The following is a 13,790-nucleotide window of genomic DNA, read 5'->3' as shown; positions in this document are numbered from 1 at the left end:
GGAGTCGGTGTGGACTTCGGCATCGTGCTGCAGACCGACCCGCCGGCGCGGGACGTGGTGGAGGGCCTGCGCGCCGCGGAGGACTGCGGCTTCCGCTACGGCTGGACGTTCGACTCCTGCGTGCTGTGGCAGGAACCGTTCGTCATCTACTCGCAGATCCTCGCCGCCACCAAGGACCTGGTCGTCGGCCCCATGGTCACCAACCCGTCGACCCGCGACTGGTCGGTGACGGCGTCGCTGTTCGCGACGCTGAACGACATGTTCGGCAACCGCACGGTCTGCGGCATCGGCAGGGGCGACTCGGCCCGCCGCGTGATCGGGCAGAAACCGGCTTCCCTCGCGACGCTCGGCACCGCCATGCACGTGATCAAGGAGCTGGCCGAGGGCCGCGAGGTCGAGCACCACGGCACGCCCGTCCGGATTCCCTGGGTGCGCGACGGGAAGCTGGAGATCTGGATGGCCGCGTACGGTCCCAAGGCGCTGAAGATGGTCGGCGAGCAGGCCGACGGCTTCATCCTCCAGACCGCCGACCCGGACATCGCGCGCTGGACCATCGGGTCGGTCCGCGAGGCGGCCACGGCCGCCGGGCGCGACCCGTCGGCCATCACGATGTGCGTGGCGGCACCGGCGTACGTGGGAACGGACCTGGAGCACCAGCGCGACCAGCTGCGCTGGTTCGGCGGCATGGTCGGCAACCACGTCGCGGACCTCGTGGCGCGGTACGGCGACTCGGGTGTCGTGCCCAAGGCCCTGACCGACTACATCAAGGACCGCGAAGGCTACGACTACTCCCACCACGGCAAGGCGGGCAACCGGTCGACCGACTTCGTGCCGGACGCGATCGTCGACCGCTTCTGCCTCGTCGGGCCGGAGTCGGCGCACGTCGAACGGTTGCAGGAGCTGAAGGAGATCGGGGTCGACAACTTCGCGCTGTACCTGATGCACGACGAGAAGGACAAGACGCGCGACGCCTACGGTTCGGCGGTCATCCCGGCCGTCTGACCCATAATGGGCCGATGCCCGACGACCTGCCCGGTGTGCGCAACTCCGCGGAGAACGTCTCCGGGCAGGTCGTCCAGGTCGGTGTCGTGCACGGCGATGTCCACCTGGGTGGCCTCCACGCCGACCGGCTGCCGCTGCGGGTCGGCGTGGTGCCGTCCAGGGCCGCGTCGTTCCAGGAACGCGCTGTCGGGCTGGCGGACCGCGTGGTGCTGTCCGGGCTGGGCGGTGTCGGCAAGACGCAGCTCGCGGCCCGGCACGCCGAGACGTCGTGGGCGGCGGGCGAGATCCGGTTGCTGGTGTGGGTCAGCGCCACCTCGCGCGACGCGATCACCTCCGCCTACGCGGACGCCGCGGCCAAGCTCACGGGTCAGGACGGCGACGCGCGCACTTTCCTGGAGTGGCTGGGAAACACCTCGGAACCGTGGCTGGTCGTGCTCGACGACGTCCAGGCGCCGGCCGACCTGAACGGTCTGTGGCCACCGGCCGGCGGCCGGGTGGTCGTGACGACCCGGCGGCGGGACGCGGCCCTGCGCGGCGACCGGGTGCTCGTCGACCTCGACGTCTTCAGCCCGTCCGAGGCCCGTGCCTACCTGTCGGCGGCGATCGGCGCGGACGACGACGCCGACAGGCTCGCGGACGCGCTCGGACACCTGCCGCTGGCACTGGCCCAGGCCGCCGCGTACGTGCTCGACCGGCGGATCACGTGCGCCGAGTACCTGACCCGGTTCACCGAGCGGCGGCTGGCCGTGATGGCACCGGACGAACTGCCGGACGAGCACCGGGCAACGGTCGCCGCCACGTGGTCGTTGTCCGTGGAACGCGCCGACTCGATGACGCCGCGCGGTGTGGCGCGGCCTCTGCTGGACATCGCCAGTGCGTTGGACGCCAACGGAATCCCGCTCGACGTGTTCACCTCCGAGCCGGTGCTGGCTTTCCTCGGCGTGGACGAGGCGGATGCACGGGACGGCCTCGGCTGCCTGCACCGGCTGAGCCTGGTCACGCTCGACCCCGACGCACGCGAGGTGCGCGTCCACGCCCTGTTGCAGCGCGCCACCCGTGACGCGTGGACGGACGCTTCGACCGTCATCCGGGTTGCCGCAGATGCACTTCTGGAAGCGTGGCCGGACGGCGACGCCCGGACCTTCCGTGCGAACGCCCAGGCCCTCCGTGCGGCCGGAGAACGCTGGTTGTGGCAGGACTCCTGCCACCCCGTGCTGTTCCGCCTGGGAGTGGGCATCGCGTCCCACGAAGGAGAGGAGGCGGCGGCCTACTTCGACGAGCTGCGGCGGACCGCGGCCGGACGGCTCGGACCGGACCACGTCGACACGCTGACCGCCAGGTATCTGGTCGTCCGGACCAGGGACGAGCCGAAGAACCCCCGCAAGGCGGCCGAGGCGTACGAGGAGCTGCTGGCGAACCAGTTGCGGACGCTCGGTGCCGACCATGTGCGGACGCTGGCGACGCGGCGAAGCCTGTGGTCGTGCCGAGGAAGGACCGGCGACTCGGCCACCGCGGCCGAGGCGTTGCGCGGCGTGCTCACCGACCAGTTGCGGGTGCTCGGCCCCGACCACCACGAGGTGCTGGCGACGCGGGAGGACATCGTCAGCCTGCTCCGTCGCGCCGGTGACGTGGCCTCCGCGGCCGACGCCGCCGGGGTGCTGCTCGCCGACTCGGAGCGCGTCCTCGGCCCCGATGATCCCCAGACGATGCTCACCCGCGTGGTCGTCGCCGACCTGCACGGCGAGAGGGGCGACGCCGTCCGGGCTGTCGCCGAGTACCGGGCGTTGCTGGCCGACCGGATCCGGGTGCTGGCGGACGACCACCGAGCCGTGTGGTCGAGCCGCAGGCACCTCGTCCACTGGCTGGCGCGGGCCGGGGACGTGCTGGAGGCGAGGACCGAGTGCCGACGGCTGCTACAGGACCAGGTGCGGGTGCTGGGGGCGCGTCACCCCGACGTCCGGCGCACCCGCGAGCTGTTCCTCGGTCTCAGCGAATAGTGCGGATCTCGCCGTCCCACTCACCAGAGAGCGTCGGCAGCAGCTCCGCCAGCTGCACCGGGTAGACGGTCTCGTCCGTGGCCGCCAGCTCCTCCGCCGTCCACCACCGGAACGAGGAGATGCTGTGCTCCTCGGCGTCGTTGAACCCGGACGTGTCGATCTCGACCCCGTCCACGGTCGCGAAGAAGAACCACTCCTCGGCGTCGAACGTCGTGCCGTCGAAGCTGAACACCGTGCGACGCCGCCACACCGGCCCGGTGAGCGCCTCGGGCGCGAGCTTCACGCCGGTCTCCTCGAACGCCTCGCGCACGGCGGTGTCGCGCAGCTCCTCGCCGTCCTCGACGCCGCCGCCCACGGTGAACCAGAACAGCTCGTGCGGCCGTGCCGGATCGAAGCCCTGGAACAGCAGCACGCGGCCGGAGGGGTCGAGCAGCACCACGCGCGCGGACGGGCGGGGTGTCAGCGTCACCACCTCGGCAGGGGAGGCGGGTTCGGCGATCTCGAAGTACGACGGCTGCGGCGCGGTGCCGGAGAGGCGCAGCCAGCGCACGACCCGGCGGCGGCGTTGCAGCAGCGTGTCGCGCACCGCGTCGTTGTGCACGCGCCGTGCCAGTACGACGCGTTCCTCGGCGTCGGCCAGCTCGGCGGCCAGCGCGGGCGCCAGTGACGACCGGTCGAGGGCGCCCAGCAGCGCCGACAGCTCGTTCTCCGCCAGCTCGCGGTCGGCGCGGGACGACGACTCGGCTCGCGAGGCCGCGGCGGACAGCTCCGGGTCCAGCAGGGCGCGCACCACGACGGCACGGCGGGCCAGCGCCGCGTCCAGGGCGGCCCAGGCGGCGTCGGTGCGGACGTGCAGGCGGTCCAGGCGGTTCGCGATGGCCAGGATCCACGCGGCCAGCAGCAACGCCACGAACACGACGACCAGGCCGGCGGTCATGCCTCGCTCACCCGGCGCGGGTCGGCGGCGATCGCCGTCTCGTAGACGCGCAGCACCTGCGAGGCCACCACGGACCAGTCGAACGCCTGCACCCGTTGCGACCCGGCGCTCACGTACTCGGCGCGCAGGGCCGAGTCGCGCAGCACCGGCCGCAGCGCTTCGGCCAGTGCGGCGGCGTCGCCGACCGGGAACAGCGCGCCCGCCTTGCCGTCGTCGAGCACCCGGCGGAACGCGTCGATGTCCGAGGCGACCACGGCGGTGCCCGCCGACATGGCCTCGGTGAGGATGATGCCGAACGACTCGCCGCCGGTGTTCGGGGCCACGTAGACGTCGATCGAGCGCAGCATCCTGGCCTTCTCGGCGTCGTCGACCTGGCCGAGCAGGTCCACCCGGTCGGCGAACGGGCCGTCGAACGACGCCTCGCCGCGGCCGACGACCAGCAGCCGCAGGTCCGGGAACTCGTCGGCGATCAGGCCGAACGCCTCCCACAGCACCGGCATGCCCTTGCGCGGCTCGTCGTAGCGGCCGACGAAGCCGATCGTGCCGCCCGGCCGCGGATAGCCGTCCAAAGTGGACGCGGAGGCGAAGAAGTCGACGTCCACGCCGTTCGGGATCTCCACCGCGTCCCCGCCGAGGTGCTCCACCTGCACGCGGCGGGCCAGCGCGGACACGGCGATGCGGGCGGTGACCTTCTCCAGGAACGGCTGCAGGAAGCCCTGGAACGCCGACAACATCTTCGAGCGCGGCGTCGAGGTGTGGAAGGTGGCGACGATCGGGCCGTCGGCGACCATCAGCGCCAGGAAGGACAACGACGGCGCGGTGGGCTCGTGCAGGTGCAGGACGTCGAACGCGTGCTCGTCGATCCACCGGCGGACGCGCGCGTACGAGACCGGGCCGAACGAGAGCCGCGCCACCGAGCCGTTGTACGGGATACCGACCGCGCGGCCGGCGGACGTCACGAACGGCGGCAGCGCCTGGTCGTCCTCGGCGGGCGCGAGGACGTTCACCTCGTGCCCGAGGGCGATCAGGGCCCGCGCGAGGTCGACGACGTGGGCCTGCACCCCGCCCGGCACGTCGAACGAGTACGGACAGACGATCCCGATCTTCACCTGGTCACGCCCCAGCCACGACCGTCACCGGGAGAGCCTCCTGGTGAGCGCGGCGCGCCTGCTCTCCGGCAGGTCGGCCAGCCACAGCTTCTGCAGCATGTGCCAGTCGGCGGGGTGCGCCGCGATGTCGGCGGCGAACACGTCCGCGAGCGCCTGCGTGGCGGCCTGGACGGTGCTCACCTTGATCGGCGGGTGGATGCGGAAGTGCCAGCCGTCCTCGGTGAACCAGCAGCCGACCGGCAGCAGCGCCGCGCCGGTCGTCGCCGCCAGGTGCGCGGGACCGGCGGGCATCAGGGTCTGCTCGCCGAAGAACGTGACGGGCACGCCGGTCGAGGTCAGGTCGCGGTCGGCCATCAGGCACACGACCTTGTTCGACCGCAGCCGTTCGGCCAGCACGGTCGCGGGTGGACGGTCGCCGCCGCGCAGCGGCAGCACCTCGAACCCCAGCGTCTCGCGGAACGCGACGAACTTGCGGTACAGCGACTCGGGCTTGAGGCGTTCGGCCACCGTCGTGAACGTGCCGGAGTGCCCCACCAGCCAGACACCGGCCATGTCCCAGTTGCCGCTGTGCGGCAGGGCGGCGACCGCGCCGGTGCCGTTCGCCAGCGCCGCGTCGAGGTTCTCCACGCCGGACACCTGCGAGTCGCACTTCTCGTAGGCGGCCTTCAGGTCCATCGACGGCAGCCGGAACGCCTCGCACCAGTAGCGGGCGTAGGACCGCAGGGAGTCGCGGACCAGGTCGTCGAGCTCCTCCTCGCCCGCCTGCGGGACGACCCTGCGCAAGTTCCTGCGCAGCTGCTCGACGCTCTCGCCACCGCGCTTGGCGGCGAGGTCGGCGCCCGCGCGGAAGAGGCCGCGCGCCCACGACTCTGGCAGCAGCCGGATCAGCCGCCAGCCCGCGGTGTAACCGAGCGTCGCGAGGTTCACGCCACCTCCCGCGCCGACTTCGCGACCGCGAGGACCCGCTGCAGCACCGTCGCCACCGTCATCACCGCGAGCAGCCACAGCGCCACGTCGAGCAGGTGCGGCACGCCGAGCCCCTGCACGCCCGCGCCGAGCAGGACGACGATGAGCCGCTCGGCGCGCTCGGCCAGCCCGCCGTCGGCCGCCAGCCCCGACGCCTCGGCGCGCGCCTTGACGTACGAGATGACCTGCGAGGCGACCAGGCACACGAACCCGGCGACGGCGGTCCAGCGCGCACCGGTGTCGAACGCGTACCAGGTGAGCGCGGCGAACAGCGCCCCGTCGGCGATGCGGTCGCAGGTGGCGTCGAGCACGGCGCCGAACCTCGTGGGTCCCTGCGCGCGGGCCATCGCGCCGTCGATCAGGTCGAGCAGCACGAAGAACGTCACCAGGGCGCTGCCCAGGAAGAGCTGCCCGCGGGGGATGAACCACAGCGCGCTCGCCACGGCACCGACCGTGCCGGCGACCGTCACGGCGTTGGGGGTGAGGCCACGCGCCAGCAGCCACGCCCCGATCGGATCGGTGACGCGCGAGACGGACGCGCGAGCGAAGATGTTCAGCATGGCGTGTCGCAGCCTAGCTGGACTGCTGAAACACCCGACCCGCGGGTGAGGCCGCCTAGCCGAGTCTCCTGTGGTCCTCCGCGATGCGCTTCAGCAGCGCCTGCAGCTCCTCCCCCCGCACCGCCATCCGCTCCAGCTTGCCGAACAGCGCGAGGTACTCGCGCACGTCCAGCGGGTCGGTGATGGTGGCGTTGCCGGTCAGCACGCTGACCGTGACGTAGCGCTCGTCGTAGATGTGGAACCCGTGCAGCGCCACCACGTTCGCGTCCGCCGTCCACGGCACCACGCCGATCCGGACGTTCGGTCTGCGCTGGACCGCGATCAGGTGCTCGATCTGCTCGGCCATCTGCTCGGGTGAGCCCATCCGCCAGCGCAGGGCGCTCTCGGACACCACGAACACGAACTGCTTGGCCAGGTCGTCCATCCGGGAACGGCGCACGCGCAGCGCCGCCACCGCGGCCTCCTGCTCCGCGGGAGGCATCGTGCCCAGCACGATCCGCAGGTAGGACTCGGACTGCAACAGCGAGGGCACCAGGTTGACCTGGAAGAACCTCGATGTCGCCGCCCGCGCCTCCACCCGGCTGATCGCCTGCTGGTGACGGTGCGCCCCTCGGTGCAGCACGACGCGGCGGGTCTCCGCCTCGGCGTGCAGCGATCTGGCGAGTTCGACCAGTTCGATGCGCGTCTCCCTCGTGGCGGCCAGTTCCGCCACGAGTCGCTCCACGTCCGTGACGGACGGGAGCAGCATGCCGTTCTCGATCTTCGACAGCTTGGACTGGCTCATCCCGGTGGCACGGGCGGTGGCCGTGCCGGTCATCTTCGCCTCGGTGCGCAACCGGCGTAGTTCACGCGAAAGCCGTTCTCTCGCTAATCGCGAACGCTCAGGTGCGGTCATGGTTCGCACCGTATCCATTCACACTCGGCGAGGCGATCGGCCATAGGCTGCTTCTTGGTTTCAGCGCGCACCTCCAGGTGGGTGATCTCACCTACCTGGAATCGCTTTGTGCTGGTGAAACGCTTCGACGGACCGCGGAAATGCACCCGAAAGTTGTAGTGCCGTTATTCCTTGCCACGTGGAACGAAGCGGCATTGTCTCAGACGGACAAAAGCCGGGAGGCCGTTGTCACTCTTTTGTCCATTAATCGGGCGCACATCAATCGAACCGGCGCGCACGCTAAACGCCGCGTTTAGCGTGAGGGTGTCAAACGGACTTCCGTGCGCGCAATACCGCGCGCACGCCGAAGCCCACCGCGCCGCCCATGAGCACGAACGCGATGAGGCCGAGACCGGGAGCGTCGTCGTACTGCGCGTAGAACAGCGCCGCGACCCCCAGCGCGACGACGAGAAGACAGGCCAGCAGCGTCAGGGCGAGTCGAATCACAGATCGACTATCGCTCGCGATCTATCGAAAGTCAACCGATAGCGAGCGTGAAACGATCAGTCGACCGCCTTCCAGCCATCGGCGAGCAGCTGCCGGGTCTCCCCGAGCAGCTGCGGCAGCACCTTCGTGTGCCCGATGACCGGCATGAAGTTCGCGTCCCCGCCCCACCGCGGCACGACGTGCTGGTGCAGGTGGGCGGCGATCCCGGCGCCCGCGACGACGCCCTGGTTCATGCCCACGTTGAACCCGTGCGGCCCCGCCACGTGCCGGCCGACCCGCATGGCCTTCTGCGTGAACGCGGCGAACTCGGCCGTCTCCGACACCGTCAGGTCCGTGTAGTCCGGCACGTGCCGGTACGGCAGCACCATCAGGTGACCCGGGTTGTACGGGTACAGGTTCAGCACCGCGAAGACCTCGGCGCCGCGCGCGATGATCAGGCCGTCCTCGTCGGACAGCGCCACCACGCGGCAGAACGGGCACCCGGCCGGCTCGTCGCCGTCCGCCTTGCCCGTGCCCTGCACGTAGGACAGGCGGTGCGGGGTCCACAGGCGCTGCAACGCGTCCTGGACCCCGACACCGTCCTGCGGCACGAACTCAGGCGTCACGAGAGCAGTTCCGCCGTGGGCGAGGCGTTCTCGCGGCGCTGCACCCAGTCGATGATCTGCTCGACGGCCCGCTCGACCGGCACGCCGTTGATCTGCGTGCCGTCGCGGAACCGGAACGACACCGCGTTCGCCTCCACGTCCTTGGCACCGGCCAGGAGCATGAACGGCACCTTCTGCAGGGTGTGGTTGCGGATCTTCTTCTGCATGCGGTCGTCGGAGGCGTCGACGTCGACCCGGATGCCCTTCTTGCGCAGCACGTCGCGCACCGCGAAGAGGTGGTCGGCGTTCTCGCTGGTCACCGGGATGCCCATGACCTGCACCGGCGCGAGCCACGCCGGGAACGCGCCCGCGTAGTGCTCGGTCAGCACGCCGAAGAACCGCTCCACCGAGCCGAACAGCGCGCGGTGGATCATGACCGGGCGCTGGCGGGAGCCGTCCGGGCCGGTGTACTCCAGCTCGAAGCGCTCCGGCAGGTTGAAGTCGAGCTGGATGGTCGACATCTGCCAGGTGCGGCCGAGCGCGTCACGGCACTGCACCGAGATCTTGGGGCCGTAGAACGCGGCGCCACCGGGGTCGGGGACCAGCTCCAGGCCGGACTCCTCCGCCACCGAGGCGAGCGTCGCCGTCGCCTCCTCCCAGATCTCGTCCGGGCCGACGTACTTCTCCGGGTTCTTGGTGGAGAGCTCCAGGTAGAAGTCGTCCAGGCCGTAGTCGCGCAGCAGGTCGAGCACGAACTTCAGCAGCGAGGCCAGCTCGTCGCGGATCTGGTCGCGGGTGCAGAAGATGTGCGCGTCGTCCTGCGTCATGCCGCGCACGCGGGTGAGGCCGTGCACCACGCCGGACTTCTCGTACCGGTAGACGCCGCCGAACTCGAACATGCGCAGCGGCAGCTCGCGGTAGGACCGGCCCCGCGACTTGAAGATCAGGTCGTGGAACGGGCAGTTCATCGGCTTGAGGTAGTAGTCCTGGCCGGGCTTGCGGACCGTGCCGTCGGCGTTCAGCTCCGCGTCGAGGTGCATCGCCGGGTACATGCCGTCGCGGTACCAGTCGAGGTGGCCGGAGACCTCGAACAGGTTGCCCTTGGTGATGTGCGGCGAGTAGACGAACTCGTAGCCCTCTTCGGTGTGCCGCTGGCGGGAGTAGTCCTCCATCGCCTTGCGGATGATGCCGCCCTTGGGGTGGAACACCGCGAGGCCGGAGCCGATCTCGTCCGGGAACGAGAACAGGTCGAGCTCGACGCCCAGCTTGCGGTGGTCGCGGCGCTCGGCCTCTGCCAGCCGCTCCAGGTAGGCGTCCTGGGCCTCGGCGGACTCCCACGCGGTGCCGTAGATGCGCTGGAGCTGCGGGTTGTTCTCGTTGCCGCGCCAGTACGCCGCCGCCACGCGGGTCAGCTTGAACGCCGGGATGTGCTTGGTGGTCGGCACGTGCGGGCCGCGGCACAGGTCGCCCCAGACCTGCTCGCCGGTGCGCGGGTCGAGGTTGTCGTAGATCGTCAGCTCGCCGCCGCCGACCTCCATGACCTCGCTGGTGTCGACGTCGCTCTTGATGTCGACCAGCTCCAGCTTGAACGGCTCGGCGGCCAGCTCGGCCTTCGCGGAGTCGACCGACTCGACGACCCGGCGGGAGAACCGCTGCGAGGACTTGATGATCTGCTTCATGCGCTTCTCGAGCGCCTGCAGGTCCTCGGGCGTGAAGGGCTTCTCGACCTGGAAGTCGTAGTAGAAGCCGTCCTTCACGGGCGGGCCGATGCCGAGCTTGGCCTCGGGGAACTGCTGCTGCACGGCCTGCGCGAGCACGTGCGCGGCGGAGTGGCGGATGACGCTGCGGCCGTCCTCGGTGTCCGCGGCGACGGCCTCGACCTCCACCTCGACCTGCGGGGTCCAGGACAGGTCGCGCAGGTGGCCCTCGGCGTCGCGCACGACGACGATCGCGTCGGCGCCCTTGCCGGGCAGTCCCGCCTCCCGCACGGCCGTGCCCGCCGTCGTCCCAGCCGGAACCACCACGCGCGGCGGGTTCTGGGCGAGGGCTGGACGCGACTCGGACACGATGACTCCTAGCAGAGGTTGATGGGTGTTCGGATCAGATGTTATCGGTGCTCAAGATGGACATGACGATCGCGTCGTGGAAGACGCCGTCCCAGAGCAGCGCGTCCCGGAGCCGGCCTTCCTCCCGGAACCCGAGTTTCCGGTAGACGTGGATGGCCCGCTCGTTGAACGCGTACACCTCCAGCTCCACCCGGTGCAGGCCGAGCGCGGTGAACGCGTGGTCCAGGACGTGCCGGATCGCCATTGTCCCGTAGCCCTTGCCATAACCGTCCCACATCGCGATCCGCAGGCCCGCCGAGCGGTTGTGCGGATTGACGGTGAGAACGACCTCGCCGAGGAACTTCCCGTCCTCGGTTATCGCACGGGTGTAGCGGTCCGGGTCGTTCAGCGTCCGCTCGATGTAAGCCTCGTAATCGGCGAGGGTGAACGTGGCGTGCGTACCGGTGAGGCGGTCGACCTCGGCGTCGTTCGGGCCGCTCGCGGCCATCACGGCGGCGAACTCCTTGCGGAGGGGGACGAGTTCCACCTCCTGATTGAAGCGGGCGCCCGCAACCGCTTTCTTCCCCCGGCGCGCCGACACGGCTTACGCAGACCCTTCTGAGTGGTTTCCCGGATGTGGGCGTGCCGCCGCGGCGAGCACCCTGTGCTCTCACGACCCGCCGAACGGAGCACCGCCATGCACGACGTCGTCGTCGAATGCCCGGTCCGTCTCACCGAGACCAACCGGGACGAGCTGCGCCTGCTGTACGCCGACCTGCGCGACCACTACGCGCGCCGTGACGCCCGTGACGGCACGCGCACCACGTTGCACTTCCGGTGGTCGGGGGAGGTGGGCGGCGAGCTGTTCGGCGCCACCTACGCCGACCAGCGGCACGTCTTCGGCGGGTCGCGGCCCGTGCTGAACTCGGCGCACGACTCGGAGGAGCTTCAGGAAACGAACAGGTGCCTGTCAGCCTGACCACAGCGGGGCCGCCCATCGTGGAGTCATGAGCGAGCAGGGACCGACGCCCCCGCACCGGGGGTCCGGCGACGAACCGCGGGCGGCCGGGCCCGCACCCGACCAGACGACCACGCCGCTGCCGGCCGGGGAGCAGCCGGCGGCCTCCGCGGCCGAGGCGCCTCCTCCCCCACCCGCGGCGACACCCGCGAACGCCGTCCCCGCGCGTCCCGGCCGGGTGCGCCGCTTCGCCGGCCACCGGGCCACCGGGCTGGTCGCGGCCGGACTGCTCGGCCTGGTGCTCGGCGGCGGCGTCGTGGGCGCGGTCGCGGCGAACCGGTTCGACGACCGCGGCCCCGTGCGGATGTACGACCGCGGCGAGCGCGGCCCCGACCGGTTCGACGAGCGCGGCCCGTTCCGGGACCGCGGCGACCGGGGCGACTGGGGTGACCGTTTCGAGCGGTGACCCGCGCTCAGTGGGCCTGGGGAGGTCCGAGCCGGATCGACATGAGCTGGCGGCGCACCACCTTGCCGGTCGCGTTGCGCGGCAGCTTCGGCACCACCACGACCTCGCGCGGGACCTTGTGCCGCGCGAGCCGGGTGCGCACGAACTCGCGCAGCTCCCGCACGTCGATGCGTGTCCCGGCGACCGGCACGACGAACGCGCGCAACCGTTGCCCGTACTCGGGATCGGGGACGCCGAGCACCGCCGCGTCGCGCACCCGGTAGTGCGTCATCAGCAGGTTCTCCACCTCGACCGGGTACACGTTCTCGCCGCCGGACACGATCATGTCGTCCTCGCGGCCGTCGAAGTACAGCCGGCCGCTGGGGTCGAAGTGCCCGAGGTCACCGGTCGCGACGAGGCCGTCGATGGAGTCCTTCTGCGTGCCGTCGGTGTAGAGGTTCACGGTGAGCGAGCCGCGCACGAAGATCCGGCCCGTCACGAACGACCGCGTGATGCGGTTGCCCTGCTCGTCGTACAGGCGCACGTCGCAGTTGTGCGGGGGCAGGCCGACGCTGGACGGCGCGACCGCCAGGTCCTCCGGCGTGGCGACGGTGGCGACCGCCACCTCCGTCGAGCCGTAGAGGTTGTAGAGCACCGGGCCGAGCACGGCCGTGGTGCGCTGCACCAGCTCCGGCGCGATCGGCGAGCCGGAGGAGAACACGATCCGCAGGTTGCTCAGGTCGTACGAGTCGAGCACCGAGCGGTCCAGCTCCATGATCCGCTGCAGCATGGTCGGGACGAGCACCAGCGTCGTGCACCGCTGGCCCTGCAGCGACCACAGCGTCTTGCGCGGGTCGAACCGGCGGTGCAGCACCGCGCGCGAGCCGAGCGACATCGCGAGCGTCAGGTGTGAGTAGCCCACCGAGTGGAAGATCGGGGCGGCGATGAACGTCGACTCGTTCGCCCGCATGGGGATGCGGTCGAGGAAGTCCGAGGCCGTCAGCACCGACCTGATCTCGCGCGGGGTGCCCTTGGGCGTGCCGGTGGTGCCGGACGTGAGCTGGATGACGACGCCGGGTTCGCGCGGCGGCGCCAGCTCACCCCTGGGTGCCTTGGCGACCAGCTGGTCCAGCGTCGGGGTGCGGCGGTCGAGGCCGTCGCGGGACCAGGCGAGCCACCGCGGGATCGACGGCGGCAGCTGGTGGAACAGCGGCGTGAACTCCTCGTCGTGGATGACCAGCGACGCCCGCTCGCGCTGCAGCAGGTCCAGGACGACCGGCGCGCCGAAGCCGGTGTTGACGAGCAGCACCCGCACGCCGAGCTTCGCGCAGGCCAGCAGCGACTCGACCATGCCGCGGTGGTTGCGGCACATCACCGCGACGACGTGGGTGTGCTGCACGCCCAGCGCGCGCAGGCCCTGGGCGATCGCGTCGGAACGGCGGTCGAGCTGGCGGTAGGTGACCGAGCCGCGGTCGTCGACCACCGCGACGCCGTCCGGGTTGAGCCGCACGGCCCTGCGCAGCGCCGCGACGTTCGGCCCCCAGACCTGGACCTCCCGCAACGCGCGCATCGACATCCGCACGTTCTTGTGACTCACCATGCCCGCCTCGGACAAGACGCGGAGTGAGTGCACCCGGCCCACGGCGTCGCGGAACACCTTGCGCAACCCTGGCATCAACAGCTCCTCGCGCTGCAAGTCCCCCGAGGTGTTCGGACGGTAACTGTCCGCAAGGCCCACGCCAAGGGCTGTTCTCGCGGAACGGGCATGACAACAGGACAATCGTGCGTGCAAACGTTTTCATACCG

Annotated in this window: 14 protein-coding genes; 4 read left to right on the top strand and 10 right to left on the bottom strand. The window is 70.9% G+C overall.

Annotated elements, in window-relative coordinates; genetic code table 11:
* Nucleotides 1-9 precede the first annotated feature (9 nt).
* Nucleotides 10-1,002, top strand: coding sequence for a TIGR03842 family LLM class F420-dependent oxidoreductase (locus BLT23_RS33505; RefSeq protein ID WP_090057273.1), 993 nt, complete (start codon nt 10-12; stop codon nt 1,000-1,002).
* Nucleotides 1,003-1,016: 14 nt separating this feature from the next.
* Nucleotides 1,017-2,999: a tetratricopeptide repeat protein gene (locus BLT23_RS33500; protein ID WP_090057269.1), complete on the top strand. Its 1,983-nt coding sequence runs from the start codon at nt 1,017-1,019 to the stop codon at nt 2,997-2,999.
* On the opposite strand, the gene BLT23_RS33495 is transcribed toward BLT23_RS33500, so the two are convergent.
* From BLT23_RS33495 to BLT23_RS33455, 9 genes are all read right to left on the bottom strand, one after another.
* Complete coding sequence (locus tag BLT23_RS33495) at nt 2,989-3,936, bottom strand: NUDIX hydrolase (RefSeq protein ID WP_090057264.1); 948 nt, start codon at nt 3,934-3,936, stop codon at nt 2,989-2,991. The two genes, BLT23_RS33500 and BLT23_RS33495, sit on opposite strands and share 11 nt — an antisense overlap.
* A complete protein-coding gene (locus tag BLT23_RS33490) occupies nt 3,933-5,045 on the bottom strand; it encodes a glycosyltransferase family 4 protein (protein WP_090057261.1) in 1,113 nt (370 codons plus the stop codon). Before BLT23_RS33490 ends, BLT23_RS33495 begins: the two co-directional genes overlap by 4 nt.
* 24 nt (nt 5,046-5,069) lie before the next feature.
* Complete coding sequence (locus BLT23_RS33485; RefSeq protein WP_090057257.1) at nt 5,070-5,972, bottom strand: phosphatidylinositol mannoside acyltransferase; 903 nt, start codon at nt 5,970-5,972, stop codon at nt 5,070-5,072.
* Entirely contained in the window at nt 5,969-6,571 is a 603-nt protein-coding gene (gene pgsA / locus BLT23_RS33480) for a phosphatidylinositol phosphate synthase (RefSeq protein ID WP_090057253.1), read from the bottom strand. Before pgsA ends, BLT23_RS33485 begins: the two co-directional genes overlap by 4 nt.
* Before the next feature lie 55 nt (nt 6,572-6,626).
* The gene (locus BLT23_RS33475; RefSeq protein ID WP_090057249.1) at nt 6,627-7,466 is read right to left on the bottom strand and encodes a helix-turn-helix domain-containing protein; all 840 of its coding nucleotides are present in this window, start codon (nt 7,464-7,466) and stop codon (nt 6,627-6,629) included.
* A 306-nt stretch (nt 7,467-7,772) separates the two neighbouring features.
* On the bottom strand, nt 7,773-7,952 hold the full coding sequence (locus tag BLT23_RS33470) for a hypothetical protein (protein ID WP_090057245.1): 180 nt from the start codon (nt 7,950-7,952) through the stop codon (nt 7,773-7,775).
* A 56-nt stretch (nt 7,953-8,008) separates the two neighbouring features.
* Nucleotides 8,009-8,557, bottom strand: a complete 549-nt coding sequence (locus tag BLT23_RS33465) for an HIT family protein (RefSeq protein ID WP_090057242.1) — start codon at nt 8,555-8,557, stop codon at nt 8,009-8,011.
* The gene (gene thrS, locus BLT23_RS33460; RefSeq protein ID WP_245744470.1) at nt 8,554-10,602 is read right to left on the bottom strand and encodes a threonine--tRNA ligase; all 2,049 of its coding nucleotides are present in this window, start codon (nt 10,600-10,602) and stop codon (nt 8,554-8,556) included. The genes BLT23_RS33465 and thrS overlap by 4 nt, the downstream gene beginning before the upstream one ends.
* A gap of 34 nt (nt 10,603-10,636) precedes the next feature.
* A complete protein-coding gene (locus tag BLT23_RS33455; protein ID WP_218133963.1) occupies nt 10,637-11,128 on the bottom strand; it encodes a GNAT family N-acetyltransferase in 492 nt (163 codons plus the stop codon).
* Between the two features lie 150 nt (nt 11,129-11,278).
* Between BLT23_RS33455 and BLT23_RS33450 the strand changes: the two genes are divergently transcribed.
* Together BLT23_RS33450 and BLT23_RS33445 are read left to right on the top strand one after the other, a co-directional pair.
* On the top strand, nt 11,279-11,560 hold the full coding sequence (locus BLT23_RS33450) for a hypothetical protein (protein WP_090057235.1): 282 nt from the start codon (nt 11,279-11,281) through the stop codon (nt 11,558-11,560).
* A gap of 28 nt (nt 11,561-11,588) precedes the next feature.
* Nucleotides 11,589-12,005, top strand: coding sequence for a hypothetical protein (locus tag BLT23_RS33445; RefSeq protein WP_090057231.1), 417 nt, complete (start codon nt 11,589-11,591; stop codon nt 12,003-12,005).
* Nucleotides 12,006-12,012: 7 nt separating this feature from the next.
* Here the strand turns inward: BLT23_RS33445 and BLT23_RS33440 are convergent, their stop codons facing one another.
* Nucleotides 12,013-13,659, bottom strand: coding sequence for an AMP-binding protein (locus tag BLT23_RS33440; RefSeq protein ID WP_090057597.1), 1,647 nt, complete (start codon nt 13,657-13,659; stop codon nt 12,013-12,015).
* Nucleotides 13,660-13,790: the final 131 nt, after the last annotated feature.

The organism is Lentzea fradiae (genome assembly GCF_900100955.1).
Classification (GTDB): Bacteria; Actinomycetota; Actinomycetes; order Mycobacteriales; family Pseudonocardiaceae; genus Lentzea; species Lentzea fradiae.
Note: the sequence above shows the minus strand (reverse complement) of the source record. Positions and strands in the feature narration are given on the sequence as shown.

Bases quoted from the DNA above. Each gene is read 5' to 3' on its own strand.
- BLT23_RS33445 (WP_090057231.1), top strand. From the start codon at position 11,589: ATGAGCGAGCAGGGACCGACGCCCCCGCACCGGGGGTCCGGCGACGAA.
- BLT23_RS33440 (WP_090057597.1), bottom strand. From the start codon at position 13,659: ATGCCAGGGTTGCGCAAGGTGTTCCGCGACGCCGTGGGCCGGGTGCAC.
- BLT23_RS33495 (WP_090057264.1), bottom strand. From the start codon at position 3,936: ATGACCGCCGGCCTGGTCGTCGTGTTCGTGGCGTTGCTGCTGGCCGCG.
- pgsA (WP_090057253.1), bottom strand. From the start codon at position 6,571: ATGCTGAACATCTTCGCTCGCGCGTCCGTCTCGCGCGTCACCGATCCG.
- BLT23_RS33500 (WP_090057269.1), top strand. From the start codon at position 1,017: ATGCCCGACGACCTGCCCGGTGTGCGCAACTCCGCGGAGAACGTCTCC.
- BLT23_RS33450 (WP_090057235.1), top strand. From the start codon at position 11,279: ATGCACGACGTCGTCGTCGAATGCCCGGTCCGTCTCACCGAGACCAAC.
- BLT23_RS33475 (WP_090057249.1), bottom strand. From the start codon at position 7,466: ATGACCGCACCTGAGCGTTCGCGATTAGCGAGAGAACGGCTTTCGCGT.